A 25,011-nucleotide genomic window follows, 5' to 3' on the forward strand; every position below is an offset into this window, starting at 1 on the left:
GGGCCCAGGGCCGGAAGACCCATGACCGCTGTGTCACCCGTCGGTCACTCGAAGCGGGCGGCGAGCAGGACCACGTCCTCTCCGTCCGTGGTGGAGCCGAGGCCCTCGGGCAGCAGGCTCCGCAGGACGTGGTCGGCGACGGCGCCGGGGTCGCCCCGGTCCGCCTTCGGCACGCTCGCGGCCGCCGCGTGGAGGCGGGTGAAGGCGCGGTCCATGGCGTCGCCGGTACGGCGCAGGAGCCCGTCGGTGTAGAGAAGCACCGTTTCTCCGGGTGCCGGGGACAGCTCCACGCTCGGCGCCTCCCAGCAGGAGAGCATCCCGAGCGGGGCCGACAGCGAGGTCTCGACGAACTCGGTGCGCCGTTCGCCGACGATCAGCGGCGGGGCGTGCCCGGCTCCGGCGAGGACGATGCGGCGTCGGGCGGGCTCGGCGTACGCGAAGAGCGCGGTCGCCGAGCGGGCGGGTTCGGTGAGCCGGAGCAGGAGTTCCAGGTCGGAGAGGACGGCGACGGGGTCCTCGCCCTCCATCACCGCGTACGCCCGCAGGGAGGCGCGCAGCCGTCCCATGGCGGCGAGCGCGCTGGGTCCGGTCCCGGAGACGGAGCCGACGGAGAGCCCGAGCGCGCCCTCGGGCAGCGGCAGCGCGTCGTACCAGTCGCCGCCGCCCCGGGGCCCGGTGCGGTGGCGGGCGGCGAGCTGGACGCCGGGGACGCGGGGGAGGCGGGTGGGGAGCAGCTCCTCGGCGATGGTGGTGACGTGGTCGTGGGCGCGTTCGACCTGGAGGAGCCGGGCGACGTGCTCGGTGGCGAAGCGGCCGTACAACCCGATGAGGTGGCGCTGGCGGTTGCTGGGTTCGGCGGGCTCGTCGTAGAGCCAGACGGCGGCGCCGAGCCGGCCGGCGTCCTCGGTGGCGAGGGGGAGGGCGTAGCTGGCGGCGTAGCCGAGCCGGGCGGCGACCTCGCGGTGGCGCGGGTGGAGGCCCTCCTCGGTGCGGACGTCGCGGATGGCGATCGGGTCGGGGACCCGCTCGGGGTGGCCGGGGTCGGGGATGCCGTCGAGGAGGCGGCCGTAGCTGCTGGTGCCGCGCGGGACGGTCTCGATGGTGCCGAGGTCGGAGTGGGCGAGGCCGAGGCCGATGGTGGTGGCGGGGCCGAGTCCGTCGGCCGGTTCGAGGACGGCCATTCCGCGGCGGGCGCCGACGAGGGCGGCGCCGGCCCCGAGCACCTCGCGGAGGGCCTCGTCGAGGGAGGCGGTGCGGATGAGGCGCTCGGTGAGTTCGTGCAGGGTGGTGAGGTCGGAGACCCAGGCGGCGAGCCTGTCCTGGATCAGCGCCCCGGGTGGCGGGGCCGCGTCGGGGGGTGGCGCCGCCGCCGGTACTCCGGGAAGAGGCGCCGTAGTGTGCGGGGGCCCGGAAGCCGTGGAATCGATTCCAGCCACTTTCGGCAGGTGTGGGGCGCTCATGTCAGTCGGCTTTCCGACCGGTGCGTTTGACGCCATAGCATCGCAAACCCCCATGTCATCCTGCGCCGCTCGATGCATCCACATCTACACGCACCAGAGGAGTGATGTCCAGCATTGTCCCCATGGGACTTGTGGTGTCCATGGGGTTGTCCGCAAGGTGGTGCGCAAGGGTTGAACTCCGCGAGAAGTTGGCCGAAAATTGTCCCCGGTGTGCACCTTTAGCGGTCGACTGGCGTCGTTTGAAGGCGCGTCATTCCGAGCGTGCTGGGTACGTAATCGGTGACAGGCAGGGGCAGTTGGAACTGCCCCGGAACGGGACGTGGGTCCCCGGCGTCTCTCATGCCACAGGCCGCAGCCCGTCATCGAGTGGCGGGGAACGTGTTCTGACCGCCCTGGCTCCGACCCGGCTCCATCTCGTTCTGACCTGGCTCCACCCCCACGGGTGGCCGTCACCCCGCCGGAGCGGTACGCGCTGATACGCACGGTGAAAAGTCCTGCACATGGTGTGATGTGGATTCGGCGTTCAACGGAAAGGAACGAGCGCTCATGCGCGAGATCCTCGGAAGGCGACGCATGTTCCGGTTCCGACGGAAGGCGAGGACCGCCCGGCGTGACGCGGCGGTCACCTTCGCCCGATGGAACTGGCCCGTCCTGCCGGGAGCAGGTCTGAGAGCGACGAACCGTACGGGCACGGGGGCCGCCGCCTGCTCCTGCCCCGACCCCGACTGCGTGGTGCCCGGCGCCCACCCCTTCGACCCGGGACTGCTCGCGGCCACCACGGACGAGCGGATGATCCGCTGGTGGTGGACCCGGCGCCCGGACGCCCCGGTGGTCCTCGCCACGGGCGGCAGCGCGCCCTGCGCGGTCAGCCTGCCCGCGGCGGCGGGCGCACGGGCGCTCGCCGCGCTCGACGCGTCGGGCATGCGGCTCGGCCCGGTGGTGGCGACCCCGACGCGGTGGTCGATCCTCGTCGCCCCGTACGGCCTCGAACGGCTCGGCGAGCTGCTGTACGCGAAGGACAGCGTGCCGAGTTCGCTGCGGTTCCATGGAGAGGGCGGCTATCTACTCCTGCCCCCCTCGGTCGCCGGGACCGGACAGGTCCAGTGGGAACGGGCGCCGCTCGCGGGCTCGGCCCGGCCGTGGCTTCCCGACGTGGAGGCGGTGGTCGACGCCCTGGTGGAGGCCAGCACCAGCGCCCCGGACGGCGGAAGCCGACTCGCGTACTGACGGGGGACCGGGGCCCGGGTTCCGGGGCACGGTCGTTCACCCGAAGGGGTGCGTCCCGGCCCCACTTCTCCGGGAAACGCGCGTGCGGCCGGCCGGAGAGGCGCCGGCCGCCGCTATGTTCACCCCACCGTTCGAGATCTCCAGCCGAGCAGGAGCAGGTGGGACGCATGAGTCCGGTGAACCTCCGCGTGATCGGACTCGGGGCCGCCGTCACGGTCGCCGTCCTGCTGCCGCTCGTCGCGACGGCGGGACCGACGGGGCCGGCGGGCGATCCCGTACGACCTGCCGACACGGCTGACGCGAAGGTGGGGGGCCTGCTGCCGGGCCTCGGCCTCGGATCCCGCACACCGGCGTCGCCGCCGGCCGGCGCCGCCCCGAGCGCCCCGGGTCCTGCTTCCCCTGCTGCTCCCCCCGCTCCTTCCACCCCTCCCGCCTCCTCCGCCCCGGCGTCCCCGGAGCGGGTCTCGCGGTGTGGGCCGGAACTCGCCTCTCCCGACGGCGTCGAGGCGCAGACCTGCGTACTGGCCGAGGGACCCGACACCTGGGCGCGTACGTACTACCGGAACGCCACCGGCCAGGAACTCGACGCGTTTCTGACCCTGATGGCCCCCGGCGGACGGACCGTGCAGGTCCGCTGCCGGGTCCCCGCACAGGACGAACCGGGGACCTGTGAAACGCCCGGGGAGCGCGGTAAGGGCGAGGCCACGGCGTATACGGCGGTCGCGGAATTCGCGGGCACGGGCGAGGGTGACAGCACTCCGCTGCTGCTGCGGGCAGGCAACAACACGGCGGATCGGGAAGGAAGTTGAAAGTCGACGCCCCGGACCCTGCCGGAAGCGGACATGGAAAGGCCCGATCGCTGGCGACGGGGGATGCACCAGCGACCGGGCTTCCAGAACGGTAACAAGAGATCTGCTGTTCGCAAATTCGATCTCGGTTATTCGGACAGGGATTTACCCGTCCGCCGACCGGGTTGTGGCGGAAGTCACCGACCGGTCGGTCTGTCGGTCACCGATACCGGGCGGGGGATCAGCTGAGAGTCACCTGACGGTTCGTGAGGCCCCCGCGCGCCCGCCGCTCCTCTGCGGTGAGCGGGGCGTCCGAGGCGAGCGCCCCGGCCAGCCGCTCGGCGAACTCGGCGGCAGGCTTCTCGCACTCCTCGGCGGTCATCGACGTCGGCAGGTCCCAGACCGGCACCATCAGACCGTGGGCGCGGAACGAACCGACGAGCCGGGTGTCCGCACCGATGGAGGTGCCGTCACCGGCCTGGAGACGGGCGAGCGCGTCGAGGAGCTTCTCCTCCGGGTACGGCATGACCCAGCGCAGGTGGTTCTTGTCCGGCGTCTCGCACCAGTACGCGGAGTCCACGCTCGTCAGCTTGACGGTCGGGATCGCGGCCGCGTTGGCCCGCTCCAGGGAGGCGGCGACCTCCGGGTCGGCGCCGTCGGCGGACTGCGGGATCCAGAACTCGAAGCCCGAGTGGACCTCGGGCGCGAAGGCGGCGTCCGCGTCCAGCAGGTCCTGCAGACGCGGGCCTTCGGCGGGCACCCGGCGCGGCGGGACGGGGGTGCCCGGCTCGGTCTCCAGGGCACGCTGGAGCGTGTCGGCGAGGTCGCGGGCCAGGTCGCCGGAGGTGGAGTCGTTCTGCAGGGCGAGCAGGACGGAGCCGTCGTCGCGGCGCAGCGCCGGCCACGCCATCGGCAGCACGGTCGCGAGGGTCACGGACGGCACGCCCTCCGGGAGCCCGCCCTTCAGGGTGAGCGGCACGGTGGCGGCGGGCACCAGCTCGCGCAGCGCGACCCAGTCGCACTCGCCGGGCAGCCCCTCGAAGGGACGCTGGACGAGCTCGGTCACGGCGTGCGCGGCGGCCCGGCCGTGACACGCCTTGTAGCGGCGGCCCGAACCGCACGGGCACGGCTCGCGGGCGCCGACGACCGGGATCTCCCCGCTCGTGACCTGTGCCTGGCCGGTCTTGCCGGCCTTCGTCTGGGGGCGCTTCTTGGCCATGGTGTGGCTTTCTCCCGATCGCGGCGGTGCGGTGCTTGTTCCGGGCGCGAGCCTAGCCGCACCGGGCACCCACACCCCTCAGGCGGGGCGCGCTGCCCCCGCCGGGGCCGCGGCGGGGGACGCGTACGCCCGCCGCCCCCGCACAACGCGCGTGTCAGTCGAGATCGTCGTACGCGTCCAGGATGTCGAAGCGCGAGCCGCCGCCGACCCGGGCCGCGAAGTCCTCACGGCGGTGTCCCTCGGTGACCACCACCCAGACCGTGACCTCGCCGGTCGCGCTGTCCCGCACGCCCCAGTCCTGGGCCAACGCGCTGATGATGTTCAGCCCGCGGCCTCCCCGTGCGGTGACCGAGGGCGTCGACGGAACGGGCCTGGTCGGACCACCGCCGTCCGTCACCTCGACCCGCAGGCCGCCCGCGGAGTCCACCCGCCAGGCCGCCCGCACATCTCCGTCGCCGCGATCCGCCCGCCCCAGCGGCCTGCCGTACCGGCAGGCATTGCTGAGCAGTTCGGAAAGGATCAGCACCGCGTCGTCGACGACCGAATCGGACACCCCGCTGCGGTACAGCTCGTCCCGCATCCGGTGTCTCGCCTCACCCACGCCCGCCGGGCCATGAGGTACGGCCATGCTCGACGACGTGGGCACCTCTTGTGCCACCACCAACGCCACCCCCGAGACCTCCTTTGCCCCACGCACGGTGTGGATGCCCCAATGGCCTGGACCGGAAACCGGCCAATCATCGTTCGATGAGGCACTCGTGACGATCGCGTAGGTACCGAACGCGCCGGTGCACGCCCTGCGCGACCCGTAAACCCTTCGTAAACCCTTGTGACGCAAGGGAGAAGAGAGGCCGTCGGGGCGGTGAAGGGCGGGGGCGCGGGTCAGTCGCGGCCCAGTTGGGAGAGCACCTGCTTCGGACGGTTCGTGATGATCGCGTCCACCCCGAGGCGCTCGCAGAGCTCGACGTCCTCGGCCTCGTCCACCGTCCAGACGTGGACCTGGTGCCCGGCCTTCCGGAGCCGAAGGATCACGGCGGGATGGTGCCGGACGATCCGGATCGAAGGGCCGGCGATGAGCGCGCCCGTGGGAAGTCGTCCGTCACGCATGCGCGGAGAGACGAACTGGGCCAGGGAGACGGTGGGGAGCGTGGGCGCGGCGACGGCGATCCGCTGGAGGGAACGGGCAGAGAAGCTCATGACGCGTACGGGGGATTCGTCGGGGGACGCGGGCGCGTGGAGGTCGAAACGCTTGAGGAGCTGGAGGAGCCGTTCCTCGACCTGGCCGGCCCAGCGGGTGGGGTGCTTGGTCTCGATGGCCAGCTCGACCCGGCGCCCCGCGTCGGACACCAGCTCCAGGAGGCGCTCCAGCGTGAGGACGGAGGTGGACCCGGGGGCGCGCCGGTCGGGGCTCTCGCCGGAGTCCTCACGGCCCTTCCAGACGCCGAAGTCGAGGGCGGCGAGATCGGCGAGTTCGAGGGCGGAGACGGCACCACGGCCGTTCGACGTGCGGTCGACGCGCCGGTCGTGGACGCAGACGAGATGACCGTCGGCGGTGAGCCGGACGTCGCACTCCAGGGCGTCCGCCCCGTCCTCGATGGCCTTCACATAGGCGGCCAGGGTGTGTTCCGGTGCGTCCTCGGAGGCTCCACGGTGGGCGACGACCTGGAGGGGGACGCGGTTCGGGTGCTGCCGTGCGTGAGTCACGGCGTCATGGTGCCATTGGCGGGGCGACGGGGGCGCACCGGAAGGCGTCCGTTCTGCCCGTATATAAAGGAGGAGGTGCGAACGCACAGCTCCGCCTTACAGTGCCCTGACGCCCGGTGGGAAAAGCTGGTGCAACACCCTGGATCCCGTAGGTGACCCCGTAGGCACCACCACCCCGCGCAGTCAACGAGGAGAGCGAGCTGTGAGCACCGAGAACGAGGGCACGGCGGTTCCGGCGGACCCGGCTGCCCCGTCCGCCCCGCCGACACCTCCCTCCACGACGCCGGACCAGCGGACGACGCCGGTCCAGGCGACGACGCCTGTCCAGCCGACGCCGCAGACCCCGACGCCGCCGCCCCCGCCGGTGGCCGCCCCTCCGTCGGCCCACGGCCCGGAGGCCACGGGGGCGACCCCGGCTCCCGCCGCCGCCCCTGCCCACGCCCCGGCCCCCACTCACGCCGCGGCGGGGGGCTGGCCGCCGCCTCCGCCGACCGTGCCGGCCTGGGGCGCCCCGCCCCCGTCGGCGTCGGCGACCCCGGCCCCCGGCTCCCCGCGCAAGCGGACCGGCGGGCTCGTGGCGGCCGTCCTCGCGGCGGCGCTGCTCGCGGGCGGCATCGGCGGCGGTGTCGGCTACTGGGCCGCCGAGCGAGGTGACGACGGCGTCAGCTCGACGACGGTGTCCTCGGGCGAGGCCCCGGCGGCCTTCAAGCGGGAACCCGGCACGGTCGCGGCGGTCGCGGCGCAGGCACTGCCGAGCGTCGTGACGATCCAGGCGAAGTCCGGCGCCGCGCAGGGTGAGGGCGAGGGCGGTACGGGCACGGGCTTCGTGTACGACCAGGAGGGTCACATCGTCACCAACAACCACGTGGTGGCGTCGGCGGCGGAGGGCGGCACGCTCTCCGTGACGTTCCCTGACGGCAAGGCGTACGACGCGGAGGTCGTCGGCCGGGCCGAGGGCTACGACGTGGCCGTACTGAAGCTCACGAACGCGCCGAAGGGGCTGAAGCCGCTGCCGCTCGGCGACTCGGACAAGGTGGCCGTCGGTGACTCGACGATCGCGATCGGAGCGCCGTTCGGTCTGTCCAACACCGTGACGACGGGCATCATCAGCGCCAAGAACCGTCCGGTCGCCTCGGGCGACGGCTCCGGCGGCGGCAACTCGTACATGAGCGCGCTGCAGACGGACGCGTCGATCAACCCGGGCAACTCCGGCGGCCCGCTCCTGGACGCGAGCGGCGCGGTGATCGGCATCAACTCGGCCATCCAGTCCACGGGCAGCGGCTTCGGCCAGTCCCAGGCGGGCTCGATCGGCCTGGGCTTCGCGATCCCGGTGAACCAGGCGAAGAACGTGGCCCAGCAGCTGATCAAGACCGGCAAGCCGGTCTACCCGGTGATCGGCGCGACGGTGAACATGAACGAGAGGGGCGAGGGCGCCACGATCGCCTCCCAGGGCTCGGGCGGCACCCCCTCGGTCGTCCCCGACGGCCCCGCGGCGAAGGCGGGCCTGAAGGCGGGCGACGTGATCACGGGCTTCGGCGACCGCCAGATCGACAGCGGCCCGACCCTGATCAGCGAGATCTGGACCCACGAGCCGGGCGACTCCGTCAAGATCACCTACGAACGCGACGGGAAGACCTCCACGACCACGGTCACCCTCGGCGAACGCACCGGCGACAACTGACCGGCTAGGCTGTCCCCCGCGCCGTCCGTGGACACACCGACGGCGCGGGGTGGGTTGCCCGAGCGGCCTAAGGGAACGGTCTTGAAAACCGTCGTGGCGCGAGTCACCGTGGGTTCAAATCCCACACCCACCGCAGTGGAACGGCCCCTGACCAGGTGATTCGGTCGGGGGCCGTTCGCATGTCCGTACAGCGTCACAGCTCGATGTGACAGTTCGATGTTTTCCCGTGGCTCCCGGCTGATCGGGCACGCGAGGGGCACGTTGAGGGTCAGGGCGGCTGCTGAGCCTGTCTACCCTGCTGCTTTGATCGGGGGATGACCCCCACTGATGATCCGACCGGCGACATATCCGGGAGGATGAGCCGTTCCGTCGTTTTCGGGGCCGCTTCCGTTGCGTTCTGGTTCTGCTGCCCGTTCTGGATGCTCGTCTGGGTTCTGGCCCTGCCGCTCGGCCTCACAGGCCTCGTCCTGGGTGCCCTCGAACACCGCGCCGCCTCACGCCAGGGCGTCAGCCGTGCGCAGCCCCTGACCGGCTTGGCGCTCTCGTCGGTGGGTACGGCAGCGGCCGTCGCGTACATGCTCTTCGTGTTCACGCATCCGGAGCTGCCGATTCAGGGGTAGGACCCACCGCAGTGGAACGGCCCCTGACCAGGTGATTCGGTCGGGGGCCGCTCGCTTTGCGTGTCCTGTGCCAGTCGGTCGTACGGCGTCGGGGGCAGGGGCGGGGTGCTCAGCGGATGCGGGACTCGGGTGATGCCGCGATGCTGGAGGGGCTGAAACAGCGGCTAGGAGGGCCAGATGTCTGTGTTCGACAAGCTCAAGGGGATGCTGAAGGGCCACGAGGATCAGGCCTCCAAGGGGGTCGACAAGGCGGGTGACTACGTCGACGGCCGGACCCAGGGCAAGTACAGCGGTCACGTCGACACCGCCCAGGAGAAGCTCAGGCAGCAGATGGGCGGCACGGGCCAGGGGCCGGACGCCCCACCGCCGAACTCGCCGCCCCCGCCCCCGCCGCAGCAGTAGCGCGGAGGCGCGCATCGCCCGTCAGGGGCGCCCCGGAGACACTTACGGGGCGCCCCTTCGGGTTGATCGGGTTTCATGGCCTCGTCGTGAGGGTCACCGGAGAAAGGGTTCTGTCGTGGTGCGGATCGTGCTCGTGCAGGGGGACATCACCGCCGAGCCGGCGGACGCGATCGTCAACGCCGCGAACTCCTCGCTCCTGGGCGGCGGCGGAGTCGACGGGGCCATCCACCGGAAGGGCGGCCCGGAGATCCTCGCCGCCTGCCAGGACCTGCGCCGCTCGCACTACGGCAAGGGGCTGCCGACCGGGCGCGCCGTGGCCACCACGGCGGGGCGGCTCCCGGCCCGCCACGTGATCCACACGGTCGGACCCGTCTGGTCGCGGGAGGTGGACCGATCGGACTCGCTGGCCTCCTGTTACCGCGAATCGCTGCGGGTGGCCGACGAACTGGGGGACCGCACGGTCGCGTTCCCCGCCATCTCCACCGGGATCTACGGCTGGCCGATGGAGGACGGCGCCCGGATCGCCGTCGAGACGGTACGGGCGGCCCGTACCGAGGTGGAGGAAGTGCGGTTCGTGCTCTTCGACGCGCACGCGTACGCGGCCTTCGAGGCGGCTGTGGGTCAGGAGATCCCGTAGGGGCCCGGGATTCCGCGCGCTCTGGTCGCTCCGGGCTCCCGTGCCTTTGAGGATCGAACTCTTCGCCTTTTCTGCTTGTTGCATGCGGTGTCATGCGGGGGCAACTCCGGACTCGCGACGTCGAGTACGAACACACCGGGGCGGCCGGCCAACTGTTCTGGAAACGGCCGTGGTGCACGAGAGTCCGGAACGCCGTTACGGGGGGCCCCACCTCGGGGGCTGATCCCGGGCGCGGCCGACGGAGAAGGTGGGCCCGTCGCCCTCGTCGCCCTGCCCCGGGGGCGGGGCCCTTCTCGCTCACCCATGACCCTGAGGTGGTCCCCCAGGGTCTCCACCCAGAGGAGGTGGAGCGGTCCCCACCCCTACAACCTGAGGCGGACTGCGGGTCGGGACCTGGGGCCGATCCCCCGGACACCGCTCCCCTCCTAGCGTGGAGCCATGACTCCGCCACCCTCTGGCCCCGTCTGTGCCGGTGCCTCGCAGTACGCGTCGTACCCGACCTTCTCCTCGTACGTACGGGCGCGTGGACCCGTGCTCCTGCGCACCGCGCGTTCCCTGACCGCCAACCCCTGCGACGCCGAGGACCTGCTGCAGACCGCGCTGGCCAAGACCTTCGTCGCCTGGGAGCGCATCGAGGACCACCGGGCCCTGGACGGTTACGTCCGCCGCGCGCTGCTGAACACCCGCACGTCCCAGTGGCGCAAGCGCAAGGTCGACGAGTTCGCCTGCGAGGAGCTGCCCGAGCCCGTGGGCCTCCCGGTGCCGGACCCGGCCGAGCGGCAGGTGCTGCACGACGCGATGTGGCGTGCGGTGATGAAGCTGCCGGAGCGGCAGCGTCAGATGGTGGTCCTCCGGTACTACGAGGACCTCAGCGAGGCGCAGACGGCCGAGGTCCTCGGGGTGTCGGTCGGCACGGTGAAGAGCGCGGTGTCCAGGGCGCTCGGCAAGCTCCGCGAGGACCCGGAACTGACACCCGTACGGTAGGGACCGGCGCCGCCGATCGGGTCCCGCCAGTCATCACTGGCAATTTTCGTACTCCCGGGTAGTGACATACCGCTTGGTATGTGCGCAGAATCTCCCCACCCTTTCTGCCACGTAGCGCCCACCGGGAGGACGCCCCGTGTACAGCACCATGCAGGACGTACAGCTGACCGTGAGCCGCATCCTCAAGCACGGGATGACGATTCACGGAAAGTCCACCATCACCACCTGGACGGGCGAGCCCGAGCCGCAGCGCCGCACCTTCGCGGAGGCCGGGGCGCGCGCGCACCAGCTGGCCAACGCCCTGCGCGACGAACTCGGGGTCACCGGCGACCAGCGGATCGCCACCCTCATGTGGAACAACTCGGAGCACGTCGAGGCGTACTTCGCGATTCCCTCCATGGGCGCGGTCCTGCACACCCTCAACCTCCGCCTGCCCCCCGAGCAGCTGGTGTGGATCGTCAACCACGCCGCCGACCGGGTCGTCCTCGTCAACGGCTCCCTGCTCCCGCTCCTCGCCCCGCTGCTCCCGCACCTGCCGACGATCGAGCACATCGTGGTCGCGGGCCCCGGGGACCGTTCCGTCCTGGACGGCGTGGCGCCGCGCGTCCACGACTACGAGGAGCTGATCGCCGGCCGCCCGACCACGTACGACTGGCCCAAGCTGGACGAGCGTTCGGCCGCCGCCATGTGCTACACCTCCGGCACCACCGGTGACCCGAAGGGCGTCGTCTACTCCCACCGCTCGATCTACCTGCACTCCATGCAGGTGAACATGGCCGAGTCGATGGCCCTCACCGACAAGGACACGACCCTGATCGTCGTGCCGCAGTTCCACGTCAACGCCTGGGGTCTGCCGCACGCCACCTTCATGACCGGCATCAACATGCTCATGCCGGACCGTTTCCTCCAGCCCGCCCCGCTCGCCGACATGATCGAGCGCGAGCGGCCGAGCCACGCGGCCGCCGTCCCCACCATCTGGCAGGGCCTGCTGGCCGAGGTCACCGCGAACCCCCGCGACCTCTCCTCCATGACCCAGGTCACCATCGGCGGCGCGGCCTGTCCGCCCTCCCTGATGGAGGCGTACGACAAACTCGGTGTCCGCCTCTGCCACGCCTGGGGCATGACCGAGACCTCGCCGCTGGGCACGATGGCCCACCCGCCGACCGGTCTGACCCCCGAGGAGGAGTGGCCGTACCGGATCACGCAGGGCCGCTTCCCGGCCGGCGTCGAGGCGCGTCTGGTCGGCCCCGGCGGCGACCACCTGCCCTGGGACGGCGAGTCGGCCGGCGAGCTGGAGGTGCGCGGCACCTGGATCGCCGGGTCGTACTTCGGCGGCGTCGACGGCGAGGTGATCCGGCCTGCCGACAAGTTCAGCGAGGACGGCTGGCTCAAGACCGGCGACGTCGGCGTGATCAGCCCCGACGGCTTCCTCACCCTCACCGACCGCGCCAAGGACGTCATCAAGTCGGGCGGCGAGTGGATCTCCAGCGTCGAGCTGGAGAACGCGCTCATGGCCCACCCGGCGGTCGCCGAGGCCGCCGTCGTCGCCGTGCCGGACGACAGGTGGGGCGAGCGGCCGCTGGCGACCGTGGTGCTCAAGGAGGGGGCGTCGGCGGACTACGAGATGCTGCGGGCCTTCCTCGCCGACGAGGGCGGCATCGCCAAGTGGCAGCTGCCGGAGCGCTGGGCGATCGTGCCGGCGGTGCCGAAGACGAGCGTGGGCAAGTTCGACAAGAAGGTCATCCGCAGGCAGTACGCGGAGGGCACGCTGGACGTGACGCAACTGTAGAGACGTGACGGGGTGATGGCGCCCCGGCCGCGACCGATCGGCATCAACCGGCCCTCCGGGGCTAGTTGGTGCCGATCTTCGCGAGCAGGTCGACGATCCGGGCCTGGACCTCGGCGCTGTTCGAGCGCTCGGCGAGGAAGAGGACCGTCTCGCCGGAGGACAGCTTCGGCAGCTCCTCCTCGTCGAGGTCGGCCGAGGTGTAGACGACGAGCGGGGTGCGGTTGAGCTGCCCGTTCGCCCGCAGCCAGTCGATGATCCCGGCCCGGCGGCGGCGCACCTGCATCAGGTCCATGACCACCAGGTTCGGCCGCGTCTGCGTGGCCAGCGCGACCGCCTCCGTGTCCGTGGCCGCCCGCGCGACCTGCATCCCGCGCCGCTCCAGAGCCGTGGCGAGCGCCTCCGCGATGTCCTCGTGCTCCTCGATCAGCAGGACCCGGGACGGGTGCTGCTCGCTGTCGCGCGGCGCGAGCGCCTTGAGGAGTACGGCCGGATCGGCGCCGTACGCGGCCTCGCGGGTCGCCTGTCCGAGCCCGGCCGCGAGCAGGACGGGCACCTCGGCGGCGACGGCGGCCTGTCGCAGCGACTGGAGCGCGGTACGGGTGATGGGCCCGGTCAGCGGGTCGACGAAGAGCGCGGCCGGGAAGGCGGCGATCTGGGCGTCGACCTCCTCACGGGAGTGCACGATCACCGGCCGGTAGCCCCGGTCGCTCAGCGCCTGCTGGGTCGAGACGTCGGGCGCGGGCCAGACGAGCAGCCGGCGCGGGTTGTCGAGGGGCTCGGGCGGCAGTTCGTCGTCGACCGGGCGCGGGGCCGGCCGGTTGGCGACCTCGAAGGCTCCGCCGGGGCCGTCGAGCGGCTCGGGCCCCTCGGCGGAACCGGCGGCGGGCGCTCCTATGGCGTACGCGCGGCCCTCGGGGGCGGCGGGGACGAGGCCGAGCGCGGGCTCGGGGTGCGTGGGGGCCGGAGCGGACGGTTCCGTCTGCGGGTGCGGCCTGGCCTCGCCCGCAGCCGGTACGGGGGGCGTGGGCGCCGGGGGGTCGACCTCCGGCGGGGTGGCGAGCCTGCGCCGCCGCCCGGAACCGTTGGAGGGCGCGCCGGGCGCCGCGGGAGCCGGGGGTGCCGCAGGGGCGGCCGGTGCCACGGGGGCTGCCGGGGCCGGGGGCGCGGGAGGGGCCGCGGCGGCCGGGGGGACGAAGGGGACGCCCTGCCCGAGGGTGCGGACGCTGAACGCCCGCCCGTGGCTGGCGTCCTTGGGCATGGGCAACTCGGGCGGGAGCGGAACGGAACCGGTACCGGTAGCGGAACCCGTGCGGTTACGCGGCGCGGCCTGCGGCTGCGAGAGCGGTTCCGGCTCCGGCCGCGGCGGCGCGACGGCCCGCCGACGCCCGGTCGGTTCGGCCGGCGGCATGGCCGGGGGGACGACCGGCGGGACGTGACCCTGGGGGGCGCGCCCCGGCGGCTGCGTGTGCGGATGGGGCTGCGGAGGCGTGTGAGCGGCGTCCGGGACACCCCGTACGGCCTCGTGCTGCCCCGCGTCGGAGACCGGCAGGGGCCCGGGACCCGGCAGCGGCCCGGCGCCCGGCTCCGGGCGGTCGGCGTCGGCGGGCGGCAGCGCGAACGGTGTCCGGGGACCGGCCTCGGCCGCGGCCGCCCGCTCCTGAGCGGCGGCCAACGCCCGGCGACGACGCCCACTGGGCTGCCCCTCAGGCCCACCCTCACCGGAACCGGAACCGGAACCGGAACCGGAACCGGAGGCGACGGCCGGAAGGGCACGGGCCAGGGCGGGAGCGCCCGAGGGCTCGACGGCGACACCCTGCGGCGGCACGGCGGCGCCGAGCGCGGCCCGCCCCTGCGCCCCTTCGGCGGCGGTCACCACGGAACCCTCGGCGGGCCGACCCCGTCGACGCCCGGTGGGCTCGACACCGGAGCCGGCGGACCCACCGGGCCCGCCAATCCCGCCGGAGGCACCGGACGCGCCGGTGGACGCGTCGGCAGAGGCGGGCGCGGCAGGGCCCGCGGACGGGACGGGGGCGGAGTCGACGGCCGCGTTCTGCTGGGCCGGGATCAGCTCGGCGGGGCCGGAGGCCCCTCCCGTACGGGCACGGCGGCGCCCGCTGGGCTCCGTACCGCCGGCGGGGCCGACCGCGCTCTCCAGGAAGGCGTCCGTGGAGCCGCGCCGGGCCCGCCGCCGCCCTCCACCGGAGGTCTCGGGGGAGTCCGCGGCCGGAGGAGGCGTGTAGGGAGCGCCGGCCTGAACGGGCAGCGCGAGGGCCTCGCGGCCACCACCGGCCTGCGCGGTGGCCCTCGGCGCCGCGGGGACGGTGCCCCTCCCGCTGCCGAGCGGCACTTCGAGGACGTACGCGCCGCCGCTCGTCCCGGGCACCTCATGGGTCTGCACGACACCGGCGTGCGCCGCCACGATCCCGCGCACGACGGGCCCGTGGACCGGGTCGCCGCCCGCGTACGGGCCGCGGACCTCGATCCGTACGACATCACCGCGCTGGGCGGCGGCGACGACGATCGTGGAGTCGGCGGGCGCGGCACCGGGGACGGCGGCACGGTTCTTGCCGGTCGCGTCGACACCGGCGACGTCCGCGACGAGGTGCGCGAGCGCCGTCGCGAGCCGGGCCGCGTCGACCTCGGCCTCGATGGGCGGCGCGTGCACGGCGAACTGCGCACGGCCCGGCCCGATCAGCTCGACGGCCCGGTCGATGCCGGCCGTCACGACCGTGTCGAGGAGCGCGACCCGCTTGTCGAGCCGCTCCGCGCCGGAGTCCAGGCGCTGGTAGCCGAGGACGTTGTCGACGAGCGCCGTCATCCGGGCGTACCCGGCGGTCAGGTGGTGCAGGACCTGGTTGGCCTCGGGCCACAGCTGCCCCGCGTCGTCGGCGGCGAGGGCGCCCAACTGGGTGCGCAGCTCCTCCAGGGGGCCGCGCAGCGACTCGGCGAGGACGGCCGTGAGCTGCTCGTGCCGGGCGGCGAGCGCGGCGTACCGCTCCTGCTGCGCCTCCCGTTCCGCCGCGTTCCGCTCGGCGCGGTCGGCGAGTTCGGCGGCGTGCTCCTCGGCGAGCTGCTCGTACGGCCTGCGGTCGGTGAAGGTCATGACGGCGCCGACGAGCTGGTCGCCGTCGCGTACCGGAGCGGTCGTCAGGTCGACGGGCACCCGCTCGCCCTTCTTCGACCACAGGACCTGCCCGCGCACCCGGTGCTTGCGGCCCGACTTGAGGGTGTCGGCGAGCGGCGACCCCTCGTACGGAAACGGCTCGCCGTCGGCGCGCTTGGCGAGGATCAGCGGGTGCAGCTCCTGACCGCCGAGCTCGCCGGCGCGGTAGCCGAGGATCTGCGCGGCGGCGGGGTTGACGAGGACGATCCGGCCGTCGGTGTCCGTACCGACGACTCCCTCGGCCACGGCGCGCAGGATCATCTCGGTCTGCCGCTGCGAGCGGGCGAGTTCGGCCTCGGTGTCGAGAGTGCCGGTGAGGTCCCGTACGACCAGCATGAGCAGCTCGTCGCCGGTGTAGCCGCTGTACGAGTCGTAGGCCTCGCGGCCGTCCTCCAGGCTGGCGCTGGTCACCTCGACGGGGAACTCGCCGCCGTCCGTGCGGCGGGCGATCATCCGGGTCGGCTTGGTACGGCCCCGCTCGTCGGTGCCCTCGGGACGGCGCATGGAACCGGGGATGAGCCGTGAGTCGAAGTGCGGCAGGAGGTCCAGCAGACCGCGCCCGACGAGGGCGGTGCCCGGCGTCTCGAACATGCCGAGGGCGATGGTGTTGGCGTTGACGACCGTGCCGTTGCAGTTGACGAGCACGAGGCCGTCGGGGAGGGCGTCGAGTATGGCTGCGAGGCGAGCAGCGCCTCGGGATGGCCTGCTGCTCACGACGACGCTTCCTCCCTGACGCACTGCACGCGCTTGCCTATCGGCCGGCCGGCCCCATCTTGCCCCTCGGGCCGCAGCCTGTCACTGAAGGGAGTCTAAGGGAGCCTCCGGGGGTGCCCCCTTCCTCATGCCCTGCCCCGTGCCCCGACTCACCCCCTGACGAGGGGAAGGACCGGCTCCAGGTTCTCCCAGCGGTCGATCTCGCAGCCGTCGGCGCGGGAGAAGCGGGCGTCGACCGTGCGGCCCTGCCAGGTGCCGGTGATGTGCGCGACGGCGGACCCGCCGTAGATCTGCGTACAGACCTGGTCCTCGGGGACCGGCAGGAACGGGTCCCCGCCCGCGTCGGCGAGCTGGTCGAGCCGCGCGCAGGCCTTCGCGCGGGCCGGGTGGTTCCCGCCCGGCTTGTCGTCGCACGTCAGCTCGAAGGTGCCGTCGGCTTCCCGGTGGCCGCTCTCGGCGACCGTCACGGTCAGCGTGTCGGGCGGCGTGAGCAGCGGCAGCGGCAGCGGGCCGAGTCCGGCGGCGCCGGCGGCGGTGGTGGCGAGGGTCGCGAGGGCGAGGCGCAGCATGGGGATCTCCAGGAGCGAGGGTGTACGGCGGGCACGGGCGCGCACACGCGTGCCCCGCCCCCTCTAACGCTCCGGGCGCCGAGGCGTTGCGCAACCGGGATGCGCCGGGCGGGTGGGACGGCCCCGCCGAGGGCCTTCCGAGGGACTATTCCGGGGGACATCCGACGGGCTTACGAGGGACATCCGAGGGGCGTCCGGGGGGCGTGGAGGCCGCCGTGGGGCTTTGCCCTCGACCCCGGAGGGCTAGTACGGTGAGAATCGATTGGTGACAGCCGGTTCGCCTGTGTCATCATCTGCACGCACCACTCGCGTATGCGCGGGGTGCATGGAGGCGTCGCCTAGTCCGGTCTATGGCGCCGCACTGCTAATGCGGTTTGGGTCTTAAAGCCCATCGAGGGTTCAAATCCCTCCGCCTCCGCCCCTACCGAAGCCCCGGCCCCCAGGCCGGGGCTTCGGCCGTTCCCGACCACACCCCGGCGGCATCTGTGACCCCGGTCTCTTTCGGCCCGTTCCCGCCCGCGCGCCCCCTGCGACGGCGGTCGGGACGCTGACTCCCCGGTGCACCCCGGGACAGCGTTTTCGCAGGTCGCAAGGGGTGTGGCCAATGGATTTCACATGGCGGCGGCAGTCATGTAATGTTCTTCCTGTCGCCGCGAGCGGGCCGAAAGGCCGGGGAGCGAAGACAAGAAACAACAGAACAAGCACTCGTAGCTTAACGGATAGAGCATCTGACTACGGATCAGAAGGTTGCAGGTTCGAATCCTGCCGAGTGCACACAGGTGAGAGGCCCCGGACGAGAGTCCGGGGCCTCTTGCGTTGGGGTCGTACAGCAGCGAAGTACAGCAACCGGGTCAGCCGTCACCCCCCATGGCGTCGGACAGCTTGCCGATCGCGGCGCGCACCTGCTCCTCGCTCGCTTCGGCGTAGACCTCCATCGTCATGGCGATCTGCGAGTGCCGCAGGATCCTCTGCGCCACCTTCGGGTGGACCTTGAGGGCGACCAGGAGCGAACTGCACGTGTGCCAGGTGTTGCGGAGCGGGATCACGCGCACGCCGGCGCGACGGGCCCGCAGGGCGAACATCCGGGTGAGGTTCCCCGGCTCGTTCGGGGTGCCGTACTTGGTGGTGAAGACGAGCCCGCGGCCGTCCTGCCACAGCTCGCCGGCCGCCTTACGGTCCCCGGTCTGCTGAGCGCGGCGCATCCGGAGAGCCTTGAGGCAAACGACGGGAAGCGGCAGGAAGTCGTCCGACTCCTCGGTCTTGGTCTCCCGGTGGAGGAGCTGGCGCCCGGCGCGCTGGATCTGATGATCCACGTACAGCTCGCCCGCTTCGAAGTCGACGACCGACTGCCACGGTCAGCTTGTCGAGCCGCTTCGTACCGAGGTGCGGGGCGATGTAGAGCCGGACGTACTACAGCGATCAGGGGCGGCCCGTGGAGACAGCGGACATTGTCGTTCCCGCCGCCCTCTGCGAGATCGTCTATGAGGTCCCCATCAACTCGTAGTCGCCGGACACACCGCCACTGCGCCGCGGGTTGGAGCGCAGCCTTGGACGTCACAGTGCGTCTTGACATCACCCGGGGGACTGGGGTTCTGACCAGGAACCGCCCGTACTCGCCCACGGGCTGGCTGGCATCATCCTCGGACGACCGCTGGTCACGGCGGGTGCTCAAGGGAGGGGTTCGGCTGTGGTTGTGGGTATCACGCTGTTCGTACTGGGACTGGCGGGAATGGCGTGGGGGGCGATGCTCCTCTTCAACGTGCGCGGCACGGTGGACAAAGCAGTCGCGCGGCGCAACGCCGTCAGAGCTGTGACCGGAGCACGGACGCTGAACATGAGGCTTGCGGAGCCATCGCGCCTCGGCCCCTGGTTCTTTCGGCTCACGGGCGGCATCATCTTTGTCTGCTCGCCGTCGCTCGTGCTCCCCGGCCTCACCATCGCCATGCTCGAATGACAGCGTGATCTGCAAGTTTGATCGAGAAGGTGCCGCCTCTACAGGGCAGGGCGGCGCGGACGTGGCCGCTATGGCGGCGAGGCGGGGAATCGAGTTGCCGGAGATCGCGGACCGCTGCCGTGACTGGTGACCGTCGTGCGGTACAGCAGCGCGGTACCGCAACCCCAGCAACCAACCTCGTCCGGTACTGTCCCCCCGGGGCCTCAGAGCGGCCGGTATGGCCGCGCTGAACGATCCGGCTAGAGCTACGGATCAGAAGGTTGCAGGTTCGAATCCTGCCGAGTGCACATGGATCAAGAGGCCCCGGACGAGAGTCCGGGGCCTCTTGCGTTTCCGGGCGGTACGGCGGCGAGGTACGGCAACCGTGCCGATCACGATCGGACGGTGGCGGTACCGCCCATCGCATCGGACGGTTGCGGTCACGGTCCGCGCCGCCTTCTCGCCCGCCTCGGCGTCGGGGGTCCAGGTCGTTCTCGGGGTGAGTGGTCGGTTGAGGGCATGATGGCGCCATGGCAGATCCAGCGCGGCGTCCCCTCAGCGAACTCCGTGAAGGCGAGACAGTTCAAGCCACGATCACTGGTCACCAGCCGTGGGGGCTGACGGCAGAGCTCAACGAGTACGAAGCCGTGGGCGCGTCACTCGACATCATGCGCCGTGGCAGCGAGCCCGGAGTGCAGCGATTCGTCCAGGAGCTGCCGCCTGTAGGCGGAATTGTCGACCTCGTCGTAGGCGAAGTGCGTACGTGGCACCGCGAGCCGGGGATATGGGTGGATCTCACGGCACCCGGCCACGGCCGCGCCTGACCGTGGGCCGACTGGGCCCACGGTGGAGGTGGCGGGGGCCTCCGGGGTCAGGCGGCCGGGACCCGGGTGGGGGTGGTCGGCTGGGGCTGGGGGTTCTGGATGTGGCGGCGGCGGGTGGGGAGGCCCAGGGTGGGGTTGGTGATGGTCCAGGCCGCGCCCTTGCAGACCAGTTCCTTGTAGGTGGCGGCGAGTCGGCCCGTCAGGGCCCTTTCCACGGCGCGGTCGTCCGCCGTGACGTACTGGATCAGGCCGTTCCTGCGGCCGAGCGAGACGCACTGGTTGAAGTAGCGGAGCGGGATGTTCGGGATCTTTCCGCCGGTCAGCCGTGCCGCGATGGCGTCGGCGGCCTGCCACGCCATGGGGCCGCCCGTCGCGCAGGCCATCCGGAGCGGCTTCCCGCTGCTGCCCAGCGCCATGGCGGCGTCGCCGACGGCGTACACGTCGGGGTGCGAGACCGAGCGCATGGTCGCGTCGACGATGATCTGGCCGGCGTCGGTGACCTGCAGGCCGGTGGCCCGGGCGAGGGGGTGGGCCGCGAAGCCGGTGGTCCAGACGGTGACCGCGGCCGGGAGGGAGGTGCCGTCGGCCGTCGTGACGTGGTCGGCCGCCACCGCGGTGACCGCGGTCCGTTCGTGCACGGTGATGCCGAGCTCGTCGACGACCTTCCGCAGGTGCCGGCGGCCCTTCGGTGAGAGCCAGTCGCCGAGGTCGCCGCGGACGGCGAGGGCGACGTCGAGGTCCGGGCGGGACTCGGCGATCTCGGTCACGGCCTCCACACCGGTGAGGCCGCCGCCGACCACGACCACGGGCTGTCCGGCGTCCAGCCGGGCCAGGCGCTCGCGCAGCCGGAGCGCGCCGGGGCGGCCCGCGATGTCGTGGGCGTGCTCGGCGGTGCCGGGGACTCCCTGGCTGTTCCACGCGCTGCCGAGGGCGTACACGAGGGTGTCGTAGGGGAGTTCCTCCGCGCCGTCGGCCTGCCCGGTTCGCCCGGCGCCGTCCGGGTCCACAGCGGTGACGGTGACGGTCTTGCGGTCGACGTCGACGCCGGTGACCTTCGCGAGCCTCAGTTCGACGCCGGTGCCCGCGAACACCTCGCTGAGGGGACGCGGCCTGAGGTCCTGGCCGGCCGCCAGCTGGTGCATCCGGACGCGCTCGACGAAGTCGGGCTCGGCGTTCACGACGGTGAGGGCGATGTCGTCGCGGTGCAGCCGCTTGGCGATGCGCCCGGCGGCGATGGCTCCGGCGTAGCCGGCTCCCAGAACGATGATGCGGTGCTGCATGTCCGTGCTCCTGTCTTCCGCGGGTTCGCCTCCTGAACAGGGCAGCCCGACGATTCCTGACAGGGTCCCGGTGTGAAGCAGCTCACACCGGGTTCAGAAGGCCGTGTACAGGGGTTCCCCGTGGTCGTCGGCGGCCCACCGGCCGGTCGCGCGGTGGAGCTTGTCGGGGTTGACCTGGTTGCGGAAGGCGACGATGCCCTCGGTGGTGATCTCCAGGCACATCACGCCGACCACCCGCCCGTCGACGACCGCGACCACGGCGGGAGCACCGTTCGCGGTGGTGACGTGGACCTCGGCGGAGCCGCCGACGAGGGAGCGCTTCGCCTGGCTGGGCTTGAACAGGCCCCGCATGAACTTCGCGACCGCGACGGCGCCCTCGAACGCCTTGGCGCGGGCCGGGACCTTCCCGCCTCCGTCGCCGATCGAGACGGCGTCCTTCGTGAGCATCTGTACGAGCAGGTCGGTCTGTCCGCTGGTGGCGGCCGCGAGGAACTCCTCGACGATCCGCCGGGCGGCGGCCTCGTCGACCTCGGTGCGGGACCTGCCGTCCGCGACGTGCTTCTTGGCGCGGTGGAAGATCTGCTGGCAGGCGGACTCGGTGAGGTCGAGGATCTCGGCGATCTCCCGGTGCGTGTACGCGAAGGCCTCCCGCAGCACGTACACCGCCCGCTCGTTGGGCGTGAGGCGTTCGAGCAGGGTGAGGACCGCGTACGAGACCGATTCACGCTGTTCGGCCGTGTCGGCGGGGCCGAGCATCGGGTCCCCGGCGAGCAGCGGCTCGGGGAGCCATTCGCCCACGTAGGTCTCGCGTCGCGCGCGCGCCGAGGTGAGCTGGTTGAGGCACAGGTTGGTGAGGACCTTCGTCAGCCAGGCCTCGGGGACCTCGATACGGTCCACGTCGGCGGTCTGCCAGCGCAGGAACGTGTCCTGCACGGCGTCCTCGGCCTCGCTCGCCGAGCCGAGGAGGCGATAGGCGATGGCCTCGAGGCGGGGCCTGGAGGCGGTGAACCGGTCGACGTCGTTCACGGTCAGGGCCATGCCGAGGATCGTAGCCCCGCTCTCGCTCGACGGGGCGCGCCGGTCGGGCGCCTTGCCTTGGAGAGTGGCCGGGTCGGATGATCGTTCCTTCACTTCACTTATGGGGGTTGGGGCATGGCACTCTTCGGGAACGCGCACGCGATCGATCCGGCGCAGGCGCAGCAGGACTACGCGCGGCTGCTCGGGCAGGGGGAGCAGGTGCACGCCGCGTACCTGCTGATCCGCGACACGATCTTCTTCACGGACCGGCGGCTCGTGCTGGTCGACAAGCAGGGCATCACCGGCAAGAAGGTCGAGTACCACTCGATCCCGTACCGGAGCATCACGCACTTCGCCGTCGAGACCGCCGGCACCTTCGATCTGGACGCCGAGCTGAAGATCTGGATCTCGGGCAGCCCTGTGCCCGTGCAGAAGACCTTCACCAAGGGTGTCGACATCTACGAGGTGCAGGCGATCCTGACGCAGTTCGTCGCGAAGTAGGCGCACGTTCACTGCCAGGCGGAAGGCCCCTGGGAATCCCCGGGGGCCTTCCCCTTTTGGGTGAACCTGTCTGATTTGCATGTCAGTTGAATATGCCTTCGGCCTAGCTTGCGTGGCGGAGGTGATGATCGATGGAAGCGATCGACATCGATGACCTGGTGTACGCCGCCACCGGCGCGCCCCTACGGCGGCTGACCGCGCCCGACGGAGGGCACTGGTTCCCGGTGGTGGATGTGGCGAGACGCCTGGGGTACGGGGGGACCAGGGAGGCGCTGCGGACGGTGGCGCTGCCCGAGGCGTGCCTGGCGTCCGCGCGGGAGCTTGCCGGAGGTGAGGATGCCCCCGGGCGGAACGGGATCAGGGCGTCGACGCGGATGGTGAGCCTTCAGGGGCTCGTCCAGCTCGTCGGGGCGTGCCGCAGGCCGGAGGCCGGGCCGTTCCTGGCGTGGGCGGCCGAGGTCGTGGCGGCGGTCCAGCGGTACGGCGGCTACGGGCTCGAACCCTCCCCGGTGCACGCCGGGTTCGTCCTGCCGCCGGAGCTGGTCGACGTCCTCGTACGGCTGGAGGGGCGGTTCGACGAGAGGTCCCCCGCGTACGGCGGGCACACCGATGACGTGGAGCTGCTCCGCGAGACCCGGCGGAGCCTCTCAAGGGTCGCCGACTCCCTTGAGCGTCTCTCCCTGCCCCGTCAGCGCACCCGCGATGCGGTCGCGTGCACCCCGCAGGAGCTCGTCGAGTCCTGGGCGGTCGCCGGGGACGTGCGGACGGTCGCCACCTGCCTCGCTCCCGCTCTGGTCCGGGGCGGCGTCCGCTACCGGACGCAGGACGTCACCAGGCGCACCGGTCTCTCCCGCGAGCGCGTCCGGGACTGCGTACGCCTCCTCATCGAGCTCGGCTGCATACGGGAGGTCGGCGGGCCCGACGCGGGCGGGGCGCGGATCTACGTCCTGCCCTGAGACGCCGCCGGGGCCGGGGGTCCCACCGCCACCACCTGGTACGCGTCCTCGTACACGATCCGGCCCGGCCGGGCCGACTCCAGGCGTACGCAGGGCACGCCGTGGTCGCGCAGGATGCGCAGGTACGGGGCCACCCTGGCCAGTGCCTCGGTCGCCGTCGCGCGGAACCAGGCGGCGGCTCCCGGGTTCAGGAGCGGGTCGTAGACCGTGGGGTCGACCGTTGAGGGGTTCGGGAAGTGGGCGTCGTACCAGTCGTTCGACGCACGCCAGATGGCGTACTCGGCGGGGGAGAGCCTGCCCTCCCGCGCCAGTGCGTTGGCCAGGCCGAAGACGCCGGGGTGATGGCCCCGGGGGCTCCTGGTCGGGGACTGGAAGCGGATGTGTCGGAGACTGGACGGCGGGAGCGGGGGCAGGGGAACTCGCACGGAGGCAGTCTGCACCTGGGCGGGCTGGGCGGCAGGGGGGCCTGGGCGGCCTGGGCCGGGGCAGCTTGGGCTGCGGTCGGCTTGCACCGGGGCAGCTTGGGCTGCGATCGGCTTGCACCGGGGCAGCCTTGGGCCGGGGCAGCTTCGATCGGGGGCGTTCGAGGAGCCCTTCGGGGGTTCGGGGGCGGGACGCGGGTGAAGGAGGAGCGTCATGGAGTGGTGGTGTCGGGGGATCACCTGGAGCGGTGGGGTGCCCGGGCTGCGGTGGCGGGGCGGGAAGGTCAGCGCCCTCTCGTACGGTCAGCAGCTCGCCTTCCGCGCCGTGGGGGAGCGGCGGTGCCCCGGCGCCCGGGGGAACCCCTGTCCCCTGGACGCCGTCGTGTCCGGCCGGGCGACCGGTGGGCGGTGCCCGGAGTGCGCGCGGCTCGACCGGGCCCATTCGGTGGCCGCCGACACCTTCCTGGACGATCCGCAGCCGTACCGCGTGTACCTGGCGTGGTTCGGGCCGGGCATGACCAAGGTGGGGATCACCGCCGAGTCCCGGGGTGATGCCCGGCTCCTCGAACAGGGCGCCGTCACGTTCAGCTGGCTGGGGCGGGGGCCGCTCATGGCCGCCCGGCGGACCGAGGAGGTCCTGCGGCAGGCGCTGGGTGTCCCGGACCGGGTGGCGTACGAGCGGAAGCGCGCAGCCCGGCACGCCCTGCCGTCCGCGCCGGACCGGGCCGGGGAGGTCGAGGCGCTGCACCGGCGAGCGGGCGAGGTCGGGGGCTGGACGGAGACCCTGGAGCCGCTGGAGTTCGTCCCACGCGACCACGTCGAAGCCTTCCATCTCGACGGGCTGCCGCCGCTCGCCGGGACCGTCTCCGAACTGGTCGACGGGGGTGTCGTCAGCGGGCGTCTCCTCGCCGCGGCAGGGCCCGATCTGCACCTGCTCGATCCCGGAGGGCGCTGTCTCGCCCTCGACACCCGGCTGATGGGCGGGTGGGTGCTCCGGAGCGCGGAGGAAGGGCACCCCTTCTCCGTGCCGTTCGCCGCCGCGGCACCCGTGCCCACCGGCGACCCGAGCACCCAGGGGGAGCTCTTCTGACAGGAGAGCCTTCGGGCGCGGTCGGCGGGCA

General features: G+C 72.4%; 21 protein-coding genes, 3 tRNA genes and 3 pseudogenes. 17 read left to right on the forward strand and 10 right to left on the reverse strand.

Translation table 11 applies throughout. The features are described from left to right. Positions 1 to 44: 44 nt before the first annotated feature. Entirely contained in the window at positions 45 to 1,496 is a 1,452-nt protein-coding gene (locus ACFWV2_RS23075) for a PP2C family protein-serine/threonine phosphatase (RefSeq protein ID WP_384407188.1), read from the reverse strand. A 510-nt stretch (positions 1,497 to 2,006) separates the two neighbouring features. Here ACFWV2_RS23075 and ACFWV2_RS23080 point away from each other — a divergent pair. Both ACFWV2_RS23080 and ACFWV2_RS23085 read left to right on the forward strand, forming a co-directional pair. Further along, positions 2,007 to 2,687: a bifunctional DNA primase/polymerase gene (locus tag ACFWV2_RS23080; protein ID WP_384407190.1), complete on the forward strand. Its 681-nt coding sequence runs from the start codon at positions 2,007 to 2,009 to the stop codon at positions 2,685 to 2,687. 167 nt (positions 2,688 to 2,854) lie between these two features. Further along, complete coding sequence (locus ACFWV2_RS23085) at positions 2,855 to 3,496, forward strand: hypothetical protein (RefSeq protein ID WP_384407192.1); 642 nt, start codon at positions 2,855 to 2,857, stop codon at positions 3,494 to 3,496. Between the two features lie 220 nt (positions 3,497 to 3,716). Here ACFWV2_RS23085 and ACFWV2_RS23090 read toward each other — a convergent pair whose 3' ends face one another. The 3 genes and pseudogenes from ACFWV2_RS23090 to ACFWV2_RS23100 form a co-directional block, all read right to left on the reverse strand. After that, positions 3,717 to 4,694, reverse strand: coding sequence for a DUF5926 family protein (locus tag ACFWV2_RS23090; protein WP_360787942.1), 978 nt, complete (start codon positions 4,692 to 4,694; stop codon positions 3,717 to 3,719). A 154-nt stretch (positions 4,695 to 4,848) separates the two neighbouring features. After that, positions 4,849 to 5,435, reverse strand: a pseudogene (locus ACFWV2_RS23095) (ATP-binding protein). 141 nt (positions 5,436 to 5,576) lie between these two features. Further along, positions 5,577 to 6,398, reverse strand: a complete 822-nt coding sequence (locus ACFWV2_RS23100) for a glycerophosphodiester phosphodiesterase (RefSeq protein ID WP_384407195.1) — start codon at positions 6,396 to 6,398, stop codon at positions 5,577 to 5,579. A 202-nt stretch (positions 6,399 to 6,600) separates the two neighbouring features. Between ACFWV2_RS23100 and ACFWV2_RS23105 the strand changes: the two genes are divergently transcribed. From ACFWV2_RS23105 to ACFWV2_RS23135, 7 genes are all read left to right on the forward strand, one after another. Beyond that, entirely contained in the window at positions 6,601 to 8,079 is a 1,479-nt protein-coding gene (locus ACFWV2_RS23105; protein WP_384407197.1) for a S1C family serine protease, read from the forward strand. Between the two features lie 48 nt (positions 8,080 to 8,127). Next, positions 8,128 to 8,212: transfer RNA gene (locus tag ACFWV2_RS23110), tRNA-Ser, on the forward strand. 181 nt (positions 8,213 to 8,393) lie between these two features. After that, positions 8,394 to 8,699, forward strand: a complete 306-nt coding sequence (locus ACFWV2_RS23115) for a hypothetical protein (RefSeq protein WP_384407199.1) — start codon at positions 8,394 to 8,396, stop codon at positions 8,697 to 8,699. A 177-nt stretch (positions 8,700 to 8,876) separates the two neighbouring features. Then, positions 8,877 to 9,101 carry an antitoxin gene (locus ACFWV2_RS23120; protein WP_384407201.1) on the forward strand — a complete coding sequence of 75 codons (225 nt, stop codon included), beginning with the start codon at positions 8,877 to 8,879 and terminating at the stop codon, positions 9,099 to 9,101. 115 nt (positions 9,102 to 9,216) lie between these two features. Further along, positions 9,217 to 9,738: an O-acetyl-ADP-ribose deacetylase gene (locus ACFWV2_RS23125; protein ID WP_384407203.1), complete on the forward strand. Its 522-nt coding sequence runs from the start codon at positions 9,217 to 9,219 to the stop codon at positions 9,736 to 9,738. 438 nt (positions 9,739 to 10,176) lie between these two features. After that, positions 10,177 to 10,722 carry a SigE family RNA polymerase sigma factor gene (locus tag ACFWV2_RS23130; RefSeq protein ID WP_360787925.1) on the forward strand — a complete coding sequence of 182 codons (546 nt, stop codon included), beginning with the start codon at positions 10,177 to 10,179 and terminating at the stop codon, positions 10,720 to 10,722. A 136-nt stretch (positions 10,723 to 10,858) separates the two neighbouring features. Then, the gene (locus ACFWV2_RS23135; protein ID WP_384407206.1) at positions 10,859 to 12,511 is read left to right on the forward strand and encodes a long-chain fatty acid--CoA ligase; all 1,653 of its coding nucleotides are present in this window, start codon (positions 10,859 to 10,861) and stop codon (positions 12,509 to 12,511) included. 61 nt (positions 12,512 to 12,572) lie between these two features. On the opposite strand, the gene ACFWV2_RS23140 is transcribed toward ACFWV2_RS23135, so the two are convergent. Then, the gene (locus ACFWV2_RS23140) at positions 12,573 to 16,388 is read right to left on the reverse strand and encodes a PAS domain-containing protein (protein WP_384407208.1); all 3,816 of its coding nucleotides are present in this window, start codon (positions 16,386 to 16,388) and stop codon (positions 12,573 to 12,575) included. A 149-nt stretch (positions 16,389 to 16,537) separates the two neighbouring features. Beyond that, positions 16,538 to 17,002: an SSI family serine proteinase inhibitor gene (locus tag ACFWV2_RS23145; RefSeq protein ID WP_384407210.1), complete on the reverse strand. Its 465-nt coding sequence runs from the start codon at positions 17,000 to 17,002 to the stop codon at positions 16,538 to 16,540. Between the two features lie 282 nt (positions 17,003 to 17,284). On the opposite strand from ACFWV2_RS23145, the gene ACFWV2_RS23150 reads away from it, so the two are divergent. Further along, a tRNA-Ser gene (locus ACFWV2_RS23150) sits at positions 17,285 to 17,375 on the forward strand. A gap of 283 nt (positions 17,376 to 17,658) precedes the next feature. Beyond that, positions 17,659 to 17,731 (forward strand) — tRNA-Arg (locus tag ACFWV2_RS23155). A gap of 77 nt (positions 17,732 to 17,808) precedes the next feature. On the opposite strand, the pseudogene ACFWV2_RS23160 reads toward ACFWV2_RS23155, so the two are convergent. Further along, a pseudogene (locus ACFWV2_RS23160) lies at positions 17,809 to 18,309 on the reverse strand (site-specific integrase); the annotation flags it as partial. Between the two features lie 50 nt (positions 18,310 to 18,359). Here ACFWV2_RS23160 and ACFWV2_RS23165 point away from each other — a divergent pair. From ACFWV2_RS23165 to ACFWV2_RS23175, 3 genes and pseudogenes are all read left to right on the forward strand, one after another. Further along, a pseudogene (locus ACFWV2_RS23165) lies at positions 18,360 to 18,461 on the forward strand (GntR family transcriptional regulator); the annotation flags it as partial. Between the two features lie 189 nt (positions 18,462 to 18,650). After that, on the forward strand, positions 18,651 to 18,911 hold the full coding sequence (locus ACFWV2_RS23170; protein ID WP_384407212.1) for a hypothetical protein: 261 nt from the start codon (positions 18,651 to 18,653) through the stop codon (positions 18,909 to 18,911). 509 nt (positions 18,912 to 19,420) lie between these two features. Further along, positions 19,421 to 19,714, forward strand: a complete 294-nt coding sequence (locus ACFWV2_RS23175; protein WP_384407214.1) for a hypothetical protein — start codon at positions 19,421 to 19,423, stop codon at positions 19,712 to 19,714. 47 nt (positions 19,715 to 19,761) lie between these two features. Here ACFWV2_RS23175 and ACFWV2_RS23180 read toward each other — a convergent pair whose 3' ends face one another. Both ACFWV2_RS23180 and ACFWV2_RS23185 read right to left on the reverse strand, forming a co-directional pair. Next, positions 19,762 to 20,994 (reverse strand): NAD(P)/FAD-dependent oxidoreductase, encoded by a 1,233-nt coding sequence (locus ACFWV2_RS23180; protein WP_384407216.1) that lies wholly within the window; start codon positions 20,992 to 20,994, stop codon positions 19,762 to 19,764. Positions 20,995 to 21,087: 93 nt separating this feature from the next. Beyond that, positions 21,088 to 22,032: an RNA polymerase sigma-70 factor gene (locus ACFWV2_RS23185; RefSeq protein ID WP_384407218.1), complete on the reverse strand. Its 945-nt coding sequence runs from the start codon at positions 22,030 to 22,032 to the stop codon at positions 21,088 to 21,090. Between the two features lie 114 nt (positions 22,033 to 22,146). Between ACFWV2_RS23185 and ACFWV2_RS23190 the strand changes: the two genes are divergently transcribed. Both ACFWV2_RS23190 and ACFWV2_RS23195 read left to right on the forward strand, forming a co-directional pair. Then, positions 22,147 to 22,512 (forward strand): PH domain-containing protein, encoded by a 366-nt coding sequence (locus tag ACFWV2_RS23190; protein WP_360787903.1) that lies wholly within the window; start codon positions 22,147 to 22,149, stop codon positions 22,510 to 22,512. Positions 22,513 to 22,643: 131 nt separating this feature from the next. Further along, positions 22,644 to 23,468 carry a BRO family protein gene (locus ACFWV2_RS23195; protein WP_384407220.1) on the forward strand — a complete coding sequence of 275 codons (825 nt, stop codon included), beginning with the start codon at positions 22,644 to 22,646 and terminating at the stop codon, positions 23,466 to 23,468. Here ACFWV2_RS23195 and ACFWV2_RS23200 read toward each other — a convergent pair. Continuing rightward, positions 23,453 to 23,893 (reverse strand): hypothetical protein, encoded by a 441-nt coding sequence (locus tag ACFWV2_RS23200; protein WP_384407222.1) that lies wholly within the window; start codon positions 23,891 to 23,893, stop codon positions 23,453 to 23,455. The genes ACFWV2_RS23195 and ACFWV2_RS23200 overlap by 16 nt on opposite strands. A gap of 211 nt (positions 23,894 to 24,104) precedes the next feature. Between ACFWV2_RS23200 and ACFWV2_RS23205 the strand changes: the two genes are divergently transcribed. Beyond that, positions 24,105 to 24,980, forward strand: coding sequence for a DUF2797 domain-containing protein (locus ACFWV2_RS23205; protein ID WP_384407224.1), 876 nt, complete (start codon positions 24,105 to 24,107; stop codon positions 24,978 to 24,980). Positions 24,981 to 25,011: the final 31 nt, after the last annotated feature.

This window comes from Streptomyces sp. NPDC058671, from assembly GCF_042716475.1.
Lineage (GTDB): Bacteria > Actinomycetota > Actinomycetes > Streptomycetales > Streptomycetaceae > Streptomyces.

Coding starts and splice junctions, on each gene's coding strand:
- ACFWV2_RS23195 (WP_384407220.1), top strand. CDS start 22,644: ATGGAAGCGATCGACATCGATGACCTGGTGTACGCCGCCACCGGCGCG.
- ACFWV2_RS23115 (WP_384407199.1), top strand. CDS start 8,394: ATGACCCCCACTGATGATCCGACCGGCGACATATCCGGGAGGATGAGC.
- ACFWV2_RS23190 (WP_360787903.1), top strand. CDS start 22,147: ATGGCACTCTTCGGGAACGCGCACGCGATCGATCCGGCGCAGGCGCAG.
- ACFWV2_RS23075 (WP_384407188.1), bottom strand. CDS start 1,496: ATGGCGTCAAACGCACCGGTCGGAAAGCCGACTGACATGAGCGCCCCA.
- ACFWV2_RS23180 (WP_384407216.1), bottom strand. CDS start 20,994: ATGCAGCACCGCATCATCGTTCTGGGAGCCGGCTACGCCGGAGCCATC.
- ACFWV2_RS23090 (WP_360787942.1), bottom strand. CDS start 4,694: ATGGCCAAGAAGCGCCCCCAGACGAAGGCCGGCAAGACCGGCCAGGCA.
- ACFWV2_RS23175 (WP_384407214.1), top strand. CDS start 19,421: ATGGCAGATCCAGCGCGGCGTCCCCTCAGCGAACTCCGTGAAGGCGAG.
- ACFWV2_RS23085 (WP_384407192.1), top strand. CDS start 2,855: ATGAGTCCGGTGAACCTCCGCGTGATCGGACTCGGGGCCGCCGTCACG.
- ACFWV2_RS23205 (WP_384407224.1), top strand. CDS start 24,105: ATGGAGTGGTGGTGTCGGGGGATCACCTGGAGCGGTGGGGTGCCCGGG.
- ACFWV2_RS23130 (WP_360787925.1), top strand. CDS start 10,177: ATGACTCCGCCACCCTCTGGCCCCGTCTGTGCCGGTGCCTCGCAGTAC.
- ACFWV2_RS23120 (WP_384407201.1), top strand. CDS start 8,877: ATGTCTGTGTTCGACAAGCTCAAGGGGATGCTGAAGGGCCACGAGGAT.
- ACFWV2_RS23080 (WP_384407190.1), top strand. CDS start 2,007: ATGCGCGAGATCCTCGGAAGGCGACGCATGTTCCGGTTCCGACGGAAG.
- ACFWV2_RS23185 (WP_384407218.1), bottom strand. CDS start 22,032: ATGGCCCTGACCGTGAACGACGTCGACCGGTTCACCGCCTCCAGGCCC.